The sequence below is a fragment of the Vibrio sp. 1CM2L genome, from assembly GCF_023161695.1.
In the GTDB taxonomy this organism is placed as follows: Bacteria; Pseudomonadota; Gammaproteobacteria; order Enterobacterales; family Vibrionaceae; genus Vibrio; species Vibrio coralliirubri.
The window spans coordinates 1-17,836 of the sequence record NZ_JALNTT010000009.1 but is presented as its reverse complement, the minus strand read 5'-3'; the positions used below and the strand labels follow the sequence as shown (position 1 = coordinate 17,836).

16 protein-coding genes are annotated in these 17,836 nt (G+C 43.8%); 6 read left to right on the top strand and 10 right to left on the bottom strand.

Going from position 1 to position 17,836, the window contains the following annotated elements:
- The first annotated feature begins 28 nt into the window (after positions 1–28).
- Complete coding sequence (locus MSG34_RS21545) at positions 29–520, top strand: hypothetical protein (protein WP_248339352.1); 492 nt, start codon at positions 29–31, stop codon at positions 518–520.
- Between the two features lie 9 nt (positions 521–529).
- Here MSG34_RS21545 and phoU read toward each other — a convergent pair whose 3' ends face one another.
- From phoU to MSG34_RS21525, 4 genes are all read right to left on the bottom strand, one after another.
- Entirely contained in the window at positions 530–1,228 is a 699-nt protein-coding gene (gene phoU, locus MSG34_RS21540; protein WP_009848270.1) for a phosphate signaling complex protein PhoU, read from the bottom strand.
- 74 nt (positions 1,229–1,302) lie between these two features.
- On the bottom strand, positions 1,303–2,121 hold the full coding sequence (gene pstB, locus MSG34_RS21535; RefSeq protein WP_009848269.1) for a phosphate ABC transporter ATP-binding protein PstB: 819 nt from the start codon (positions 2,119–2,121) through the stop codon (positions 1,303–1,305).
- A complete protein-coding gene (gene pstA / locus MSG34_RS21530; RefSeq protein WP_017062529.1) occupies positions 2,122–3,831 on the bottom strand; it encodes a phosphate ABC transporter permease PstA in 1,710 nt (569 codons plus the stop codon).
- Between the two features lie 111 nt (positions 3,832–3,942).
- Entirely contained in the window at positions 3,943–6,159 is a 2,217-nt protein-coding gene (locus MSG34_RS21525; RefSeq protein WP_248339351.1) for an ABC transporter permease subunit, read from the bottom strand.
- Positions 6,160–6,359: 200 nt separating this feature from the next.
- On the opposite strand from MSG34_RS21525, the gene ppk1 reads away from it, so the two are divergent.
- Both ppk1 and ppx read left to right on the top strand, forming a co-directional pair.
- A complete protein-coding gene (gene ppk1 / locus MSG34_RS21520; RefSeq protein WP_248339350.1) occupies positions 6,360–8,456 on the top strand; it encodes a polyphosphate kinase 1 in 2,097 nt (698 codons plus the stop codon).
- Complete coding sequence (gene ppx, locus MSG34_RS21515) at positions 8,447–9,958, top strand: exopolyphosphatase (RefSeq protein WP_248339348.1); 1,512 nt, start codon at positions 8,447–8,449, stop codon at positions 9,956–9,958. The genes ppk1 and ppx overlap by 10 nt, the downstream gene beginning before the upstream one ends.
- A gap of 88 nt (positions 9,959–10,046) precedes the next feature.
- On the opposite strand, the gene MSG34_RS21510 is transcribed toward ppx, so the two are convergent.
- The 3 genes from MSG34_RS21510 to phoB are packed head-to-tail and all read right to left on the bottom strand — an operon-like array spanning position 10,047 to position 13,042.
- Positions 10,047–11,024: a phosphate ABC transporter substrate-binding protein gene (locus MSG34_RS21510; RefSeq protein WP_248339347.1), complete on the bottom strand. Its 978-nt coding sequence runs from the start codon at positions 11,022–11,024 to the stop codon at positions 10,047–10,049.
- Complete coding sequence (gene phoR, locus MSG34_RS21505) at positions 11,021–12,319, bottom strand: phosphate regulon sensor histidine kinase PhoR (RefSeq protein WP_019823041.1); 1,299 nt, start codon at positions 12,317–12,319, stop codon at positions 11,021–11,023. Before phoR ends, MSG34_RS21510 begins: the two co-directional genes overlap by 4 nt.
- A 33-nt stretch (positions 12,320–12,352) precedes the next feature.
- Complete coding sequence (phoB, locus tag MSG34_RS21500; protein WP_004735064.1) at positions 12,353–13,042, bottom strand: phosphate regulon transcriptional regulator PhoB; 690 nt, start codon at positions 13,040–13,042, stop codon at positions 12,353–12,355.
- Between the two features lie 194 nt (positions 13,043–13,236).
- On the opposite strand from phoB, the gene rdgC reads away from it, so the two are divergent.
- The 3 genes from rdgC (at position 13,237) to MSG34_RS21485 (ending at position 16,050) form a co-directional block, all read left to right on the top strand.
- Positions 13,237–14,151, top strand: a complete 915-nt coding sequence (gene rdgC / locus MSG34_RS21495) for a recombination-associated protein RdgC (RefSeq protein ID WP_248339346.1) — start codon at positions 13,237–13,239, stop codon at positions 14,149–14,151.
- A gap of 206 nt (positions 14,152–14,357) precedes the next feature.
- Positions 14,358–15,761: a tRNA 5-hydroxyuridine modification protein YegQ gene (gene yegQ / locus MSG34_RS21490; protein ID WP_019823039.1), complete on the top strand. Its 1,404-nt coding sequence runs from the start codon at positions 14,358–14,360 to the stop codon at positions 15,759–15,761.
- 34 nt (positions 15,762–15,795) lie between these two features.
- Complete coding sequence (locus MSG34_RS21485) at positions 15,796–16,050, top strand: YfhL family 4Fe-4S dicluster ferredoxin (protein ID WP_004735061.1); 255 nt, start codon at positions 15,796–15,798, stop codon at positions 16,048–16,050.
- A gap of 41 nt (positions 16,051–16,091) precedes the next feature.
- Here the strand turns inward: MSG34_RS21485 and MSG34_RS21480 are convergent, their stop codons facing one another.
- From MSG34_RS21480 to MSG34_RS21470, 3 genes are all read right to left on the bottom strand, one after another.
- Positions 16,092–16,400, bottom strand: a complete 309-nt coding sequence (locus tag MSG34_RS21480; RefSeq protein ID WP_048613433.1) for a hypothetical protein — start codon at positions 16,398–16,400, stop codon at positions 16,092–16,094.
- A 274-nt stretch (positions 16,401–16,674) separates the two neighbouring features.
- The gene (gene mepA / locus MSG34_RS21475; protein WP_248339345.1) at positions 16,675–17,514 is read right to left on the bottom strand and encodes a penicillin-insensitive murein endopeptidase; all 840 of its coding nucleotides are present in this window, start codon (positions 17,512–17,514) and stop codon (positions 16,675–16,677) included.
- A gap of 129 nt (positions 17,515–17,643) precedes the next feature.
- Positions 17,644–17,836 (bottom strand): hypothetical protein (locus tag MSG34_RS21470; RefSeq protein WP_248339343.1); only part of this gene is annotated, 193 nt, incomplete at its 5' end.

Genomic DNA, 17,836 nt, shown 5'->3' with positions numbered 1-17,836 from the left:
CGGACGGCTAATTGCTTTAGGTATTTTTATGAAGATAAAAACTTCCCTGCTTTTACTTTCAGCCCTTTCTACTTCAATTTCAGCAAGTGCTCTTCATTTATCCCCAGAACTAAAAATTGGCTCTTATCATGGCTTCGGAGTGCAAGCTGGCATTACTGATGTGGCAAATTTAGGTGCCGTTTATCTTAGCTATTCTCACCTTTGGTATGACAGCGATCGATATGACGAAACAGTTGATGCGTATCGTGTTGGTATCCAAAACATGTTTGGAAGAAACCAAATCCACGGCTTTCAGGCTGAGATTGGTGTGGCAAGTTATGACGGTACAAAAACGCGCTCAGGCGAAGTAGAAGAGAAAACAACACATGGTATAAGCCTAGGTGGTGCCTACGTTTACCAAGCGACACCAATGCTTGGATTACGTGCTGGTGTTGATATGAATATTTTTGATCACAACAAAACCTTTGTGCCTTACGACACAACGGTCAATTTCAATCTTGGTGCAATAATTAGCTTCTAAAGATAAGCTCTATTTTAGTGCGTCATCAAGGCTTTGATCGCCTAAGTGACGTACATCTTTACCCTTCACAAAATAAATAATGTATTCGCAGATATTTTGGCAGCGGTCTCCCACTCGTTCAATCGCACGCGCTGACCACATCACCTGCAAAATATTAGGGATGTTCTTAGGGTCTTCCATCATATAGGTCATTAACTGACGAATAACGGCCTCGTACTCCGCATCCAACTTATCATCAAGCTTGTGAACTTCAGCTGCCGCATCAACATCCATACGAGCAAAAGCATCTAATACTTGGTGAAGCATGGTGATAGCCTGACGGCAAAGAGGCTCTAAAGATACGTGGAATTTTTGCTCTTTGGTTGAAGGAATCTCTATCGCGCCTTGCGCAATTTTAGAGGCAACATCACCAATACGTTCCAGATCGGTAATCGTTTTGATGATCGCCATAATCAAACGCAGATCTTTCGCTGTTGGCTGACGCTTTGCAATGATTCGAGTACACGCCTCATCAATCGACACTTCCATCGCATTCACTTTGTGGTCATCACGAATCACTTTTTTGGCCAATTCAACATCGTCTTTATGAAGCGCCTGCATTGCAAACGAGAGTTGCTGCTCCACTAACCCGCCCATGGTCAATACATGAGTACGGATCGATTCTAACTCGACATTGAATTGCCCTGAAATGTGGCGACCGAAATGCATACTTGCTCCTTGAAAGAAATGAAGAAAGCCATTTTTGTAGAGTGACTTAGCTCTAGATGACACCTTTGCAGAGGTTAGCCATATCTACCAGTAATGTAGTCTTCCGTCTGGTTTTTCAATGGAGACGTAAAAATTGAGTCCGTATCTGAGTACTCGATCAATTTTCCCATATGAATAAAGGCAGTATGGTCACTTACGCGCGCGGCTTGTTGCATGTTGTGGGTAACAATCACCACTGTGTATTGGGTTTTTAGATCGTTGATCAGCTCTTCAATCGTCAAAGTAGAAATCGGATCCAGTGCCGATGTCGGCTCATCTAACAAAAGCACTTCAGGTTCAATCGCAACCGCACGAGCGATAACCAAACGCTGCTGTTGACCGCCAGATAAACCAAAAGCGTTCTCATGCAAACGGTCTTTCACTTCATCCCATAGCGCAGCAGCGCGTAGAGAGCGTTCAACCGCATCATCAAGGTCTCGGCTGTTACTCACGCCTTGTAGCCTCAAGCCATAAACCACATTCTCATAGATAGATTTAGGAAAAGGGTTTGGACGTTGGAATACCATACCAACACGACGTCGCAAGGTCGCGACATCAACCTTAGGGTGATACACGTTCTTACCATGAAGCTTCACTTTGCCGGAAACCTTACAGCCTTCAACAAGATCATTCATGCGATTAATACAGCGCAGCAGAGTCGACTTACCACAGCCAGAAGGGCCGATAAAAGCCGTCACCTGCCCCTTCGGGATCTGCATCGAGATATCATCAAGTGCTTGGCTCTCTTTATAGTAAAGATTTAGCCCTTCAATCGAGATAGCAATTTGCTCATCCTTCAGGTTGTGAACATCAAGTGGTGCTTGGTAACCCAAGGTTTCATTAATCGAGAACATCTAATCTTGTCCTAAGGTTCGGTATTTTTCACGCAAGTTATTACGGATATTGATGGCTGTTAAATTCAACCCAACAATCACCGTAACCAATAAAAATGAAGTCGCATACACTAAAGGTCGTGCCGCTTCGATATTAGAGGTTTGAAAACCAACATCATAGATATGAAAGCCTAAATGCATGAACTTTCTGTCTAAGTGTAGATACGGGAACTGACCATCGACTGGCAAGCTGGATGCTAATTTCACAACACCCACCAGCATGAGTGGAGCAACTTCCCCCGCGGCTCTCGCGATTGCCAAAATTAAACCAGTGATAATCGCTGGGCTTGCCATCGGTAAAACAATGCGCCACAGCGTCTCAAACTGAGTCGCACCAAGCGCTAATGAACCGTGCCTCACTGCACTAGGAATGCGCGTTAAGCCCTCTTCAGTGGTTACGATAACGACTGGAAGCGTCAAGACCGCCAAGGTTAGTGCTGACCAAAGTAGACCCGGCGTACCAAATGTCGGAGCGGGTAATCGCTCTGCATAAAACAACGTATCAATCGAGCCACCGATGGTATAGACGAAGAAGCCTAAACCAAAAACGCCATACACGATTGACGGTACACCCGCCAAGTTAATCACGGCGATACGAATCAAACGTGTCAGTGCGTTGTTTTTTGCGTATTCATGAAGATATATCGCAGCGACCACGCCAAGAGGCATCACGACGATCGACATGAGAATAACCAGCAGAACAGTGCCGAAGATCGCAGGAAATACACCACCTTCAGAGTTTGAGTCTCGTGGGTTCTCTGATAAGAACTTCCAAACTTGTTTGCCCCAATGCCCAACCTTTTCTAGGTAAGACATATTATTCGGGTACCAATAATCCAGAATGTGACTGAGCGAAATCTCGACTAACTCGCCTGTCATATCCTCAACGAGTAAGCTTTCGACATTGAGCTGCGTTCTAAGGTGCTCAAGTTTAACTTCGGCTTCACCTAACTGGCGGTTTAATTCCAGTTTAGTTTGAGTATAGGTTTTAAGGTATTCATCGCTCACTGACTCATTGAGTTCAAGCTTACGCTTTTCTAAGCGCAGGTTTTCCAATTGCCAACTGATATTGCGAATTTCTTGGTTCACGACACGCGACGTTTCTTTACGTAATGTATCAGCGAACGCCAAGCCTTGTTCGAGCTTTTGGTCTATGTTCGAATCAAAGGTGCCAGAAGCAGTTTTAAAACCCACCGGCTTACCAAAGAAATAACCACCTCGACTTCGTTCAATCACAACCCAATCAAGCGGGGTTGTTGGCTCACGTAAGTTAACATCCAGTATGGAAACAAAGTCCGCAGGGTACAGTTCTCTGTTGGCAACTTTGATGCTTAAGCGCTGAATTAGTCCCGTCGAGAGGTTTTGAGGCGACAAGAGATCATGGACTTGTGGAACTTGCTCTATCGGGATGTATTTTCGTTCATATAGCTGACCAACCAATACATCTTGTTTTGATACGGTTTCGTCAAGATCGACCACGAGTGATAAGTCTTTGGAATCAACTTGCCATTGGTACAAAGGTGCGGGCCAAAAATAGGTTAAGCCCTTCCAACCAATCAGCAGCATTAGGCCAAGAACAGAAAGCATACTTATGCTCACCGCCCCACCCGTTAGCCAGATCCACGGAGAGCCCGATTTAACCCAAGATAATAATGACTTCAGTTTATTCATCATGACCGACCTTGCTCTCGACGTACTGAACTTAAGGAACTGAGAAGATCACGGGATACGCTAGCAAAACCACTAAAAGCCATTGATACACATTGAGGCAAACCTTTAAAACTACAGCGCACGATATTTATCTCTCAGTCTTTGTCTAACCCACTCAGCAACTGAGTTCACCGCGAATGTGAAGATAAACAGCAAGAGTGCAGCCAAGAACAGCAAGCGGAAATGAGAACCACCCACTTCTGATTCTGGCAGCTCAACAGCAATCGTTGCCGATAACGTTCTCATCCCTTCCAAAATATTCCAGTCAAGAATTGGTGTGTTACCTGTCGCCATCAAGACGATCATAGTTTCGCCAACAGCTCGCCCTAGGCCCATCATAACCGCAGAAAAGATACCTGGACTCGCCGTCAATAACACCACATAAATAAGCGTCTGCCACGCCGTCGCACCCAACGCTAATGAGCCATCAGACAAATGCTTAGGTACAGAGAAAATAGCATCTTCAGCAATAGTAAAAATCGTTGGGATGACCGCAAAGCCCATAGCAAAACCAACCACTAGAGCATTGCGTTGATCAAAGTCGATACCATAGCTGGCCAAGAAAGTACGAATATCACCACCAAATAACAATGCTTCAATGTTGTTTCCACCAGCAAACACCGCAACCACTGTAATCACCAATACTGGAATCAATATCAGTGCGTGCCAACCATTAGAGAAGCGACCCGTTACCATCTTCGGTAAACAGAACCAAACAAGTCCAGTTAGCAGTGTGCTAAGTGGCAATAACACCATTAATGAGAAGACAGCCGTTAAATGCGTCTCGACGATTGGAGCAAACCAAAGCCCAGCCAAAAATCCGATGATCACGGTTGGAAGAGCTTCCATCAGCTCTATCGAAGGCTTCACCACTCTTCGCATGCGTGGAGACATGAAGTAAGCGGTGTAAATAGCTCCGAGCACAGCAACTGGCACAGCAAACATCATCGCAAACAGAGCGGCTTTAATAGTGCCGAATGTGATAGGTACTAAACTGAATTTCTCTTCAAAGTCATCGTTCGCCGATGTTGATTGCCAAACGTATTGTGGCTCAGGGTAACTTTCATACCAGACCTTTTGCCAAAGCGATGAGAATGAGATTTGTGGGTATTCATTGTCGACTTTAGCCACACTGATGGTGCCATCAATCAAGGTCGCCAGATGCAGTTCATTGGCAGACATAGCGGCTAGTTGTGGTGATTTATCAAAGGCTCGTTCAAACAACGACAGCTTTTCACTGGTCGTATAGTGGCTTTGTAATGTGCCGTTCTTATAGAAGCTATAAAAACCCTTTCTATAAGTATCAGGAAGAATAAATTGCACTTGTTCAGCAAGTTGGAAGTCTCGAATATGGGTCAGGCTACGTTTTTCATCTTTGAGTACATCGAACCATTGAGAAACCTGTCCGTCCTCATGCGTAACCAACAACGAGTATGCACCAGACAGTAAATCGATGCTTTTCACGGAATGCTTCGCATCATTTAAGCTAAGATCAATCACTTCACGAACATCAAAACCGTTATCTGATAGTTTCAAAACAACCAAATCCGACTGTGCTCGAAGGTACAAAGTTTGCCCATCAGGTGTGACAAGCAGTTGCTGTTGCAAGCCCAGCTTATCCGAAAGCCATTGGCTCTTCTGGAAAACATACTGACCAGTAAGGTCACTCTGATACCACTTAACCAAGACTCGTTGGTCACTTAACTGCGCGGCAACCGTAATCCCACGTCCATTTTTAGAGAACGCGAATTTGTCGATCGTCGCCCCATTTGATGATTCATCATTTAACAACGGTTCAGGGAGAGTAATTTGCTCAATTTTAGGTTCGGCTTCGCTGCCCTTTTTCAGCACAGGCGCACTATACTCAGGGTAGAAAAAGGTAAGATTGCTTGCGCTGTCGGCAAAGGCAAACCAGTTTTCAGATGGGGTATTTCGAGAAAAGGCGATGGGGTTGGCTACAACATCACGCTCAAAGTAAGAGTGTGTATTTTGAGACTCTAAATCCCAAAACTGTACCAAACCGGATTTTTCGATAGTAAATGCATGTTGACCATATTCATCAACCGATAAGACGATAGGCTCTTCTACGGCAACGGTCTTTACGGCTTGGTCTGTCTCTAAACCAGTATCTGAAAATACCGGTAAAATGACCATTGCCAAGTAAACAAAGATCAATACTAGGGCAGCTAGAACACTGACCGCGCCACATGTCACCGAAAAACGGACGAGACGATCTTTCAACCATCTTTTTTTGTCGCGCTCTTTCAATGAAAATTGGGCTGAAGCCATCTGTTTATCTACCTTTTTTTAGCTACTGACATAATATGTACGTTAGATGACAATTATATTACAAGTTACGTTAAACAACTGAAACTAATAACAAGTTTGTTAGCCATATTTCTTAAAGTAAGATCATAGATTTGGTGTATTTTGCCATTCTAATTTAAAGTAATCAGCTCTATAGCCAGTACTCAAGGATTCTCATCTCGATGGAAAAAGACTATGTCACAAAAGAACTTAGCTGGTTATCCTTCAATGAAAGAGTGCTCCAAGAAGCGGCAGATAAGTCAGTCCCCTTAATCGAAAGAGTTCGTTTTTTAGGTATTTACTCGAAAAACCTCGATGAGTTTTACAAAGTCCGATTTGCTGATGTGAAGCGAAAGATCTTACTTCAAGATCCACAGCTAACCTCCAACTCACCGAAAGCCTTGCTGACTCAAATGCAGAGCAAAGCGAGCAAGCTCGATGCTCAATTCCATAAACTGTATAACGACTTGCTATTGGAATTGGTACGCAATCGTATTTTTCTGGTCAACGAACAACAAATCAGCGAAGAACAAAGTGGCTGGATAAAAAAGTACTTTAAGAAAAAAGTGCTGCCACACTTAACGCCGCTTCTCTTGAACGAAGATAGCCAGTTACTTAATATTCTCAAAGATGAACAAAGTTACTTAGCCATCGATATCGAGCGCGAGACATCATCTCAATATGTCTTACTCGAAATCCCATCAGAGACGCTCCCTCGATTTGTTAAGCTACCGGAACCTTCGGGTTCGCAGCGTACAACTTTGATCTTGTTAGATAATATAGTTCGATTTTGTTTGGATGACTTACTTAAAGGATTCTTTGAGTATGACTCATTGCGTTGTTTTGCGATAAAAATGACACGTGATGCCGATTATGATCTTCAAGAAGACAATGAAAATAACCTATTAGAATCGATGTCTTTAGGTTTAGAGCAGCGCTTAACGGCACTGCCGATACGTCTGATCTATGAGTCAGAGATGCCCGCTGAAATGCTCAACTTCTTACAAGTCAGACTTAAACTGTCTGACTATGACAGTGTCATCGCAGGTGGGCGCTATCATAACTTCAAACATTTCTCTGAGTTCCCAAGCCTTAACCGACGTGATTTAGTTAATCGTCCTCTACCCGCGATTAAATGCGCGCATTTCAGCCATTACCCAAACTATTTCGAAGCGATCAAAGCTCGTGACATCTTACTCCATTACCCTTATCACACTTTTAATCACATCACTGAACTTGTTAGGCAGGCTTCCTTTGATCCCAAGGTAACCTCCATCAAAATAAACGTTTACCGTGTTGCGGAGGGCTCAAAACTCCTCAGCTCGATCATCGATGCAGCACACAATGGCAAAAAGGTCACTGTGGTTGTCGAGCTGCAAGCACGCTTTGATGAGCAAGCCAACATTCAATGGACCAAGAAACTTCAAGAAGCGGGTGTAAAAGTCATCCATGGCATCCCAAGTTTGAAGATCCATTCCAAGTTGCTGCTCATCAAACGAAAAGAAGGCAAGCATACCGAGCATTATGCCCATATTGGCACTGGCAACTTTCATGAAGTGACAGCGCGCGTATATACCGATTTTTCTCTGCTCACTGCGAATGAAGATTTGACTCAAGAGGTGAGACAAGTCTTTAAGTATATTGAAAACCCTTATCAAAAGTCCCAATTCAAACAACTGATTGTGTCACCAAAGAATACTAGAAAACGTCTGTACCAATTGATAGATAATGAAATACAAAACGCGATAGAAGGTAAACCTGCAAGCATCACTCTAAAACTCAACAACTTGGTTGATCGAGAGATCATTGAAAAGCTCTATCAGGCTAGCCAAGCCAATGTAAACGTGAGAATGGTCATTCGCGGCATGTGCTCTCTTGTCCCTGGCATACCCAACATCAGTGATCATATTGAGATAGTCAGTGTGGTCGATCGTTTCCTCGAACACCCTAGAGTGATGATATTTGGTAACGCTGGAAAGCCGAAGGTCTATATATCTTCCGCTGACTGGATGACACGAAACTTTGATCACCGTATCGAAGTTGCAGCTCCAATTTTAGATCCAAAGATTAGGCAAACCATTATCGATATCACCGAGTTTCATTTCGATGACAGCAACAAAGCTCGAGTACTAAACCAATCGATGAGCAACCCTTACATACAACCACCAGCAAACCCACTTTATTACCCGACGTCACAACTCTCCACTTACCACTATATTAAACGTATGGAGAAACTTGCTCGCAAGAAGTACAAACAAGAGAAGAAATCATGCCGCTAATTGATAACAAACATTCTCGATGTATTGCCGCTATCGACTTGGGTTCGAACAGCTTCCACATGGTGGTTGCCCGGGTATTCGATCAACACCTGCAATTAGTCAGCAGACACAAACAGAAAGTGAGATTAGGTGATGGATTAGATGAACGTAACTTCCTATCCGAAAGCGCTATCGATCGGGGCCTAGAATGTCTCAAGGTGTTCGCAGAACGACTGGCGGATTTTGAGCTTGATGATGTCAGAGTTGTTGCGACTCATACCCTAAGAAAGGCCAAAAACGCTAAAGATTTCTTAGAGCAAGCCAAACCGCTGTTTCCTTTTCCAATAGAGATCATTTCCGGTCAAGAAGAGGCTCGAATAATCTATAACGGAGTAGAACATACTCAAACCGCTTCTGAATCTAAGTTGGTTATTGATATCGGTGGAGGCAGTACCGAACTCGTCGCAGGACAAGGCTTTACCCCCCTAATTACGCGCAGTTTACCGATGGGATGCGTCAACTTCACTCAACGTTTTTTTTCTGATGAAGGGCTAACTTCACAACACTTCTCAAATGCTTATACCGCAGCTACTCGTCTATTGATGCCATTGATTAAAGAATACACAAAAGCCCCTTGGCAAATCGCTTTTGGCTCATCTGGAACCGCGAAATCAATAAAAGAGGTACTCATTGGCTTAGGGTTCACCGATGGTCTCATTACGCCCCAACGCCTGTCCTATTTAAAGAATCACTTATGTGAGTTTTCATCATCCAACACCTTAAACCTTTCAGGCTTAAGTGATGAGAGAAAGCCTGTGTTTGCTGCAGGCGTCACCATTCTTTCAGCAGCCATGGATACGCTAGACATCAAGGAGTTACATTTTTCTGATGGAGCCCTGAGAGAAGGCGTTCTTTATGACATGGAGGATAGGTTTAAAGATATTGATGTTCGAACAAGAACTGCCGAAACGCTCGTCTCTCGATACCATGTAGACGTAACTCATGGCCAGAAAGTGAAAGTGCTCGCCCTTGCATTACTGAAGCAAGTGCAACCTCAAGTGACAACTGCGGTCACTAATGAGCTGTATGGTTTGCTTGGTTGGGCTGCCTTGCTTCATGAGGTAGGACAAAGCATTGCATTCCAAGGCTATCACCGACATTCGGCTTATCTACTGAAGCACACGACAATGCCAGGATTTAATACTGAGCAACAACGTTTTATATCAACATTGGTTCGCTATCAAAGAAAAGCGCTCAAGCTACAAGATTTACCGGAACTTTCTCTGTTTACCCAACAACAAATCACCCTGCTGATTCGTATATTGAGACTCGCTATCTTACTCAACCGTCAGCGAAATCAAGCACTAACTCCAGACGTAACTCTAACGATTGAACAACAAGATAACTGGGAATTGAAAGGATCTAACAGCGATTGGTTGTCCCAAAACCAACTGCTTGATTGTGAACTCAGAGAAGAGCAACAACGTTGGCAAAATGCAGGATGGTCGTTGAAGCTAAAATAACGAACAGTCAAAATTAAAACAGCCTGCGACATCGCAAGCTGTTCATACGTTTTTTCTAAGTTTGTCGTAGCCTGAATTAGAGCCTCAATTAGAGTCCGACTTTTGCCAATTCTTGCTCTGCGAACTCAGACGGTATCGCTAAATAGCCATCTTTCTCTACCAGTTCTTGCCCTTGCTTTGAGAACACAAAAGTGAGGAACTCTCTCTCAACAGGAGAAAGCGGTTTATCTGGGTGTTTATTCACGTATACGTAAAGAAAGCGCGATAGAGGGTAATCACCACTCAAGATATTCGCTCGAGTCGGCTCTACAAAATCAGAACCATACTCAGCAATAGGAATTAGCTTAACGCCAGCGACACGATAACCAATACCTGAGTAACCTATGCCACTGATTGATGATGCGACCGACTGTACAACCGATGCAGAACCTGGCTGCTCATTGACTCGGTTCTTAAAGTCACCACCACATAATGCGTTTTGTTTGAAATAGCCATAGGTTCCCGAAACGGAATTGCGCCCAAACAGTTGGAATCGATGTTTCGCCCAAGGTTGGTCGACGCCTAGATCTTGCCAATCGTTGAGTGGCTTAGCCGCACCACAGCGTAATGTCTCTGAAAAGATGCCATCAATCTGACGAAAGTTGAGCCCCTCAATAGGGTTATCGCGGTGAACAAAAAGTCCAATCGCATCGATCGCCACTCGCAGTGCTGTCGGTTTATAACCATGTTCTCTTTCAAACGCCTCTACTTCTCGCAAGCGCATCGGACGACTCATTGGTCCCAGATGGGCAGTACCTTCGGTTAAGGCTGGAGGAGCCGTAGAAGAACCAGATGCTTGGACTTGAGCGTTAACGTTCGGATAGTAAGATTTAAACTCTTCCACCCATAACGTCGTCATGCCCGCTAAGGTATCCGAACCTACCGATAATAAGCTCCCAGAAATCCCCGGGACCTTAGAATAATCAGGAAGAGAATCGACACTCTGTTCGGCATGAACAGAGTTAACCAAAGCAAACGCTAATAATGAGCTGACTGGCAAACGCATCCTGCGTGTCAAACAACTCATGACACTGTCAGTCGATTTGGCAATGTAAAATGGAATCGACTACCGACACCTACTTCACTTTGAATTTCTAAATGTGAGTCATGATGACTAAGCGCATGTTTCACAATCGCCAATCCAAGACCACTACCACCTGTATCACGTGAGCGTGCTTTATCTACACGATAGAAACGCTCTGTGAGTCGATGTAAGTGTTGTGGTTCGATACCGTCTCCGGTGTCTGACACATCCAAACAGGCACCTTGACTGGTCTGGTACCAACGCACTTTCACCGTCGCGCCTGGTGGTGTGTATTTCACTGCGTTGTAAACCAGATTCGATATCGCACTTCTCAGCTGATCTTCATCAGCAAGAACGCGTAGGCTCTTATCGATATCAAACTCAAGCTTATGCTCTCTATCACCACTTAGGCTTGCCGCTTCTTTCTCAAGAACCTCAAGCATCGCCGGAACGTTCACCACTTCATCGAGTTCGTGCATTGGTGCGGCTTCGATCTTAGAAAGTGTTAATAATTGATTGACCAGACTGTTCATGCGATTCAATTGCTCGGTCATCACACCATGAGCCTTAGGCCACATAGGGCCAACGACCATGTCTGGATCTTCCGTCATTTCAAGGTAGCCCTGAAGTACGGTCATAGGAGTTCGTAGCTCGTGAGAAACGTTAGCAAAGAAGTTACGACGCATGCCTTCTAGCTGTTTTAGCTGAGTAACATCACGTACCACCATCAGGTGTTCACCCTCGGTATACGGCACGATACGAAGCTCAAGCATACGTTCCACGTTAAGTGGCGAAGGCATCTCTAACGGTTCTGAAAAATCTTGTTTATTAAGATACTTGATGAAGTCCGGCGTGCGGATCAAGTTAGAAATCGGTTGTCCTGAATCGTCTGGCCAGCGAAACCCAAGTAAGTACTGAGCTAGCTTGTTACACCAAACGATATTGCCTTCACCGCGAAATACCACAACGGCATCGGGAAGGGATTCCGCACCGTTTCTGAAACGGCGGATCAGGTTGGTCAGCTCTTTACGTTTGCGACGCTGTCTCTGCTGCATACGATAAATACCGTTGAACAGAGATTCCCAATTCCCAGAACCTGATGGTGGCGTTAGACGCTTCTCATCCCACAACCATGCGGACAAACGCATTTGATTGTGTAGATGCCAGCCGAGCTGCAATACCGTAGCAGCCAGCAGTAACCAAGGTAGGTAGCCGAATATCCATCCAACTAAAACCCAAGGTGCGTAAAAAAAAGCCAGCTCCCAAGCCAGCTTTTTCCAGGTTAACTTTTCAACCATTCAGGACTCCGTAAACTGGGTAGCGAAGCCACACTAAGCCTTTGTAGAAAAACGGTAGCCCGCGCCGCGAACCGTTTGGATTAGCTTGTCGTGACCTGCAGATTCAAGTGCTTTACGCAGGCGTCGAATATGTACGTCAACGGTACGGTCTTCAACGTAAACGTTGGTGCCCCAAACGTTATTCAGCAGTTGCTCTCGGCTGTACACACGCTCTTGGTGTGTCATAAAGAAGTGCAACATTTTGAACTCTGTTGGTCCCATATCAACCGGACCTTCGCTTGCGGTAACGCGGTGAGATACAGGATCTAACTTAAGACCTTGCACATCAATCACGTCTTCCAGTGCGGTAGGCGTTACACGGCGAATAACCGCTTTCAGGCGAGCAACAAGCTCTTTTGGTGAAAATGGCTTGGTGATGTAGTCATCAGCGCCCACTTCTAAACCACGAACCTTATCTTCTTCTTCGCCACGAGCCGTTAGCATCACCACTGGGATGTTGCGAGTTAACTCTTCACGCTTCATGTGCTTGATAAAGTTTATCCCGCTACCACCAGGTAGCATCCAATCTAGTAATACTAGATCTGGGAAAGGTTCACATAGCTTGTTTACCGCTGTATCGTAATCTTCAGCCTCTACTGCTTGGTAGCCTTTTTGTTCAAGCACGAAACACAGCATCTCACGAATAGGTGCTTCATCTTCAACGACCAGAATCCTTCTCGACATAATTGAATAGCCTTTGTATTTAATCAACGCATTGCATTATCTGAGTTAATTATGACACTTTTGTGACCTTTGAAAACAAATTTTCATATAACTGTCTCAAACATTTCACTTTATAACTTTTGATACAGAGCTAGGGACAAATCGAATTAGATCTCATATCATGAAGCACTTCTAAAAAGGTATGAGAAAAATTTATGTGGTTTAAAAATTGCCTAGTCTATCGCTTCAACCGTGATATTGATTTCAACGCAGATCAGCTAGAGAAACAACTTGAAGAATTCCGCTTTACTCCTTGTGGTAGCCAAGACAAACAAAAGTTTGGTTGGGTACACGCAATGGGTAGACATGGCGATATGATGACGCACGTATCAGAAAACCGCATTCTTATCTGTGCAAAGAAAGAAGAGAAAATGCTACCCGCTTCTGTGATCAAAGAATCATTGAACGCAAAAGTAGAAACGCTTGAGGCAGAGTCTGGTACACCTCTGAAAAAGAAAGAGAAAGACAACCTAAAAGAAGACATCATCATTGATCTACTTCCTCGCGCATTCAGCCGCAGCAACTTCACTTACGCGCTGGTCATGCCAAAAGAAGGTTTCATTGTGGTTGATGCGAGCAGCTACAAAAAAGCAGAAGATGTATTGGCATTGCTACGTAAGACAATGGGTAGCCTGCCAGTAGTGCCAGCTATTCCAGAGCAAGCGATCGAAACGACTCTTACAGAATGGGTGAAATCAGGTGATACGCCACAAGGCATCACTATGCTTGATGAAGCAGAACTAAAATCTATTCAAGAAGACGGCGGTATTGTTCGAGTTAAGAAACAAGAACTAGAAGCTGATGAGATTATAAACCACATCGAAGCCAATAAGATGGTGACGAAACTTCTTATCAACTGGCAAGACCGTATTGAATTCATTCTTGCAGAAGATGGCAGCATCAAACGCCTAAAATTCAGTGATGAGCTCAAAGACGAAAACGACGATATTCCTCGTGAAGATCAAGCTGCTCGTTTTGATGCAGACTTCTCATTGCTGTGTGGTGAGTTCAGTGTTTTCCTTCCAAACCTATTTGAATCATTAGGCGGGTTAACTCAACCTAACGCTTAATCAGTCAAACTATAAGCTCAGGTGCTAACGGTATCTGAGCTTATTTTTCACTAAGTTCTCGCTTATATCTGCCTCTCTGCCCTCTTGTTAATGTCATTGCTATCTTTAGGGCTATCAACCAAACTCATTTTAGCGTAAAATTTGCGCCCCTTTGATATCACTTGGTGGTATCAACCTGACTTGAGATCAGATTAGAGAACGAAGTAATGACTACACAAAAACCATTTGTACCTGAACTATTATCACCGGCAGGAAGCCTTAAGAACATGCGTTACGCATTCGCCTACGGCGCAGATGCAGTTTACGCAGGCCAGCCACGTTACAGCCTTCGTGTTCGTAACAACGAGTTCAATCACGAAAACCTACAAATCGGTATCGATGAAGCTCATGCTCAAGGCAAAAAGTTATATGTTGTATGTAACATTCAGCCGCACAACTCTAAGTTAAAAACATTCATTCGCGACCTTAAGCCAGTTGTAGACATGGGCCCTGACGCGCTTATCATGTCAGATCCTGGTCTTATCATGATGGTTCGTGAAGCATTCCCTGAAATGCCAATCCACCTTTCGGTTCAAGCAAACGCAGTAAACTGGGCGACCGTTAAGTTCTGGTCAACCCAAGGCGTTGAGCGTGTAATCCTATCTCGTGAGCTATCGCTTGAAGAGATCGAAGAGATTCGCGAACACTGCCCAGAAACAGAGCTAGAGATCTTTGTTCACGGTGCACTTTGCATGGCTTACTCAGGCCGTTGCCTGCTTTCTGGTTACATGAACAAACGCGATCCAAACCAAGGTACTTGCACGAACGCTTGCCGCTGGGAATACAAAACAGAAGCAGCGAAAGAAGACGAAAACGGTCAGATCGTTGAAGCTAATCCAACTGGTGTCGCTATTCAAGAAGTTGAAGTTCAAGATGAACGTCCAGACAACACACTAGGTCTTGGTAAACCAACAGACGAAGTGGTTCTGCTTTCTGAATCACACAAGCCAGAAGAGAAAATGGCAGCGTTTGAAGATGAGCATGGTACTTACATCATGAACTCAAAAGACCTTCGTGCAATCCAACACGTTGAGCGCCTAACTAAGATGGGTGTTCACTCTCTGAAGATTGAAGGTCGTACTAAGTCTTTCTACTACTGTGCACGTACAGCTCAGGTTTACCGTAAAGCTATAGACGATGCAGTGGCAGGCAAACCATTCGATGAAAGCCTAATGGGTACCTTAGAGAGCCTAGCTCACCGTGGTTACACTGAGGGCTTCTTACGTCGCCATACACACGATACATACCAAAACTACGAGTACGGTTACTCTATCTCTGACACTCAACAGTTTGTTGGTGAGTTCACAGGTAAGCGCCGTGGCGACCTAGCGGAAGTAGAAGTGAAGAACAAGTTTCTAGTAGGCGACAGCTTAGAAATGATGACACCGAAAGGTAACGTTGTTTTCAAACTGGAAGTTATGGAAAACCGTAAATCTGAAGCGGTCGACGATGCGAAAGGTAACGGTCACTTTGTATTTATTCCTGTACCAGCAGATCTAGATCTAGAGTACGGCTTGCTGATGCGTAACTTGAGCGAAGGCCAAGATACACGTAACGCATCAGGCAAATAATTTTTACTTAAGCGACTTACTTGAGAAGAAAACAATGGCTCTGTTAATTACTGACAAGTGCATAAACTGCGATATGTGTGATCCTGAATGCCCAAATGGTGCAATCACTATGGGTGACAGTATCTTCGAGATCGATCCAGATTTATGTACAGAGTGTAAAGGTCACTATGAAAAGCCAACATGTCAGTCAGTGTGCCCGATTACAAAATGCATCATCACTGACCCAAACCATATTGAAACTGATGACGAGCTACTTGAGAAGTTTGTTATCATTCAAGGCTTGACCTAAAAGAAGAAAGGTTCAACTTAACCATAAGTTGAACCTTTTTTTCATCCTGATTTTTCGATTGGATAAATATTGCAGAAGAGCTCTTTTTCAAATTGATATTCGAGTCGTTCTCGCCAGTTTATTGATTGAGCTATCGGAACAAGATAAAAGTTTTCCCTGCTGGTATCGGTCACAAATGCCATTCCATACTGCATCAACTCATAATGAACATCATTTACGAAGCTAGGGTCTAAACGCTGTCTGCCTGTCAGTTGAGTAATGTCATCTCTCGAAATAGAAATACCCGAGCTTTCAGCGTTGAATCTATGTCTTAACCATTCTGAAAATTCCTTTGCACAAATCATAGTCATAGTCTTATCCTTGAATTATATATCGACGGGTATCAGACTCTGATTTTGTATACTGCATATAAGCCGCATCTTTCACCCCAAAAACACTCTATCCCTGACCAAACCTTGTCAAATTCGTCATCGCCTTTGCTGATATCGTTATTGGTTTTATCAATATCAAACGATGTTCTTAATCTCGTGTTTATAAACTCTAGACAAAAGTGTGATGTTTCTCCAGTTTTAGAGTCGAGAAAACCAGTGGCAGTACCACTGTAAAAAGCCTCGATGAACAGGATTACTTATTCGATATCAAGGCCAAACACTGACTTGGCATCACTTTAACTTTTTTCTTTTTCTTAGTTTTCGCTACTTTTTTAGGAGGTGGAACTGGAACAGTCTTTGGAGCCCAACTTGCAAGTTCATCTCCACAACCGTCACCTTTAGGAGGGCTCGATTGAGCTATGCAGTTTGAACTGCCTTCAGGACACTTTAAACGAACGTGGAAGTGGGAATGGTGTCCCCACCAAGGTCTTATTTTGCCTAACCAAGCTCTATCATTAGCGTCAGAGTTTTCTTGTTCACAAAGGGTTTGCTTGATCACTGGATGAACAAAAATACGCACCACTTTTTCATCTTTCGCTGCATAACGAATAACTTGAAAGTGATCATCGGTCCAATTCGATTGGCGCAATTTGTAGTTGGTAAGATCCACGACGCTCACAGGTTTAGGTACCGCTAACTCGTTCTCTGACAACCTTTTACTGGTTAACCTTAACCATATATCAATATCTAACCCTGTTTGATGACTTGAATGACCTGAAGAAAAGCGCCCTCCTCTGGGAAGAGAAATATCACCGACCAATAAATTAGTATTGAGTTTCTCGCTGGTCGTAACTCCTAACCTCTCAATAAACTTGATAGCTTCTGTATGACCATAGTAGCGCTCTCTTTGAGGGCGAATGATCTGATACCCCAAACCATTAATCGGCAAAGCCTGTGCGCCGTCTAGACAACCATTAGCATAACTTCCAATTGATGAGGATGAGTTTTTAGTAGGGTGACTCTCTTTTTCCCACGAAGTTGCTGATAGAGAAAATGAACAAAAGAATACAACCAGTGCAAAAAAGAACCTCATAATAATCCCAAATTACTGACGCTTACTCATTATATTAGTCGCCATTTAGGATTAGGTGCATATCGTATTTAAATTTTTGGTGGTAGTTGGTAAATTAGGCCGGTTAAAGCAATAAAACAGAAAATGTCGCTAATGATGAATAATGAATGATGAATGATGAATGATGAAGCGTAATGGCTGTTTATGCCAAGCTACCTTCTGTAACTTATCAAAATCCAGAAAGCAAAAAGGCTCTAGTCTTTCGACTAGAGCCTTAAATATGGCAGGGGTGGAGAGATTCGAACTCCCAACACGCGGATTTGGAATCCGCTGCTCTGCCAAT

What these genes read in the sequence shown, in the direction of transcription:
- MSG34_RS21485 (WP_004735061.1), top strand. Translation starts at nt 15,796, where the DNA reads ATGGCTCTGTTAATTACTGACAAGTGCATAAACTGCGATATGTGTGAT.
- yegQ (WP_019823039.1), top strand. Translation starts at nt 14,358, where the DNA reads ATGACTACACAAAAACCATTTGTACCTGAACTATTATCACCGGCAGGA.
- rdgC (WP_248339346.1), top strand. Translation starts at nt 13,237, where the DNA reads ATGTGGTTTAAAAATTGCCTAGTCTATCGCTTCAACCGTGATATTGAT.
- pstA (WP_017062529.1), bottom strand. Translation starts at nt 3,831, where the DNA reads ATGAATAAACTGAAGTCATTATTATCTTGGGTTAAATCGGGCTCTCCG.
- MSG34_RS21545 (WP_248339352.1), top strand. Translation starts at nt 29, where the DNA reads ATGAAGATAAAAACTTCCCTGCTTTTACTTTCAGCCCTTTCTACTTCA.
- phoB (WP_004735064.1), bottom strand. Translation starts at nt 13,042, where the DNA reads ATGTCGAGAAGGATTCTGGTCGTTGAAGATGAAGCACCTATTCGTGAG.
- MSG34_RS21510 (WP_248339347.1), bottom strand. Translation starts at nt 11,024, where the DNA reads ATGAGTTGTTTGACACGCAGGATGCGTTTGCCAGTCAGCTCATTATTA.
- MSG34_RS21525 (WP_248339351.1), bottom strand. Translation starts at nt 6,159, where the DNA reads ATGGCTTCAGCCCAATTTTCATTGAAAGAGCGCGACAAAAAAAGATGG.
- MSG34_RS21480 (WP_048613433.1), bottom strand. Translation starts at nt 16,400, where the DNA reads ATGACTATGATTTGTGCAAAGGAATTTTCAGAATGGTTAAGACATAGA.
- phoU (WP_009848270.1), bottom strand. Translation starts at nt 1,228, where the DNA reads ATGCATTTCGGTCGCCACATTTCAGGGCAATTCAATGTCGAGTTAGAA.
- ppk1 (WP_248339350.1), top strand. Translation starts at nt 6,360, where the DNA reads ATGGAAAAAGACTATGTCACAAAAGAACTTAGCTGGTTATCCTTCAAT.
- ppx (WP_248339348.1), top strand. Translation starts at nt 8,447, where the DNA reads ATGCCGCTAATTGATAACAAACATTCTCGATGTATTGCCGCTATCGAC.
- mepA (WP_248339345.1), bottom strand. Translation starts at nt 17,514, where the DNA reads ATGAGGTTCTTTTTTGCACTGGTTGTATTCTTTTGTTCATTTTCTCTA.
- phoR (WP_019823041.1), bottom strand. Translation starts at nt 12,319, where the DNA reads ATGGTTGAAAAGTTAACCTGGAAAAAGCTGGCTTGGGAGCTGGCTTTT.
- pstB (WP_009848269.1), bottom strand. Translation starts at nt 2,121, where the DNA reads ATGTTCTCGATTAATGAAACCTTGGGTTACCAAGCACCACTTGATGTT.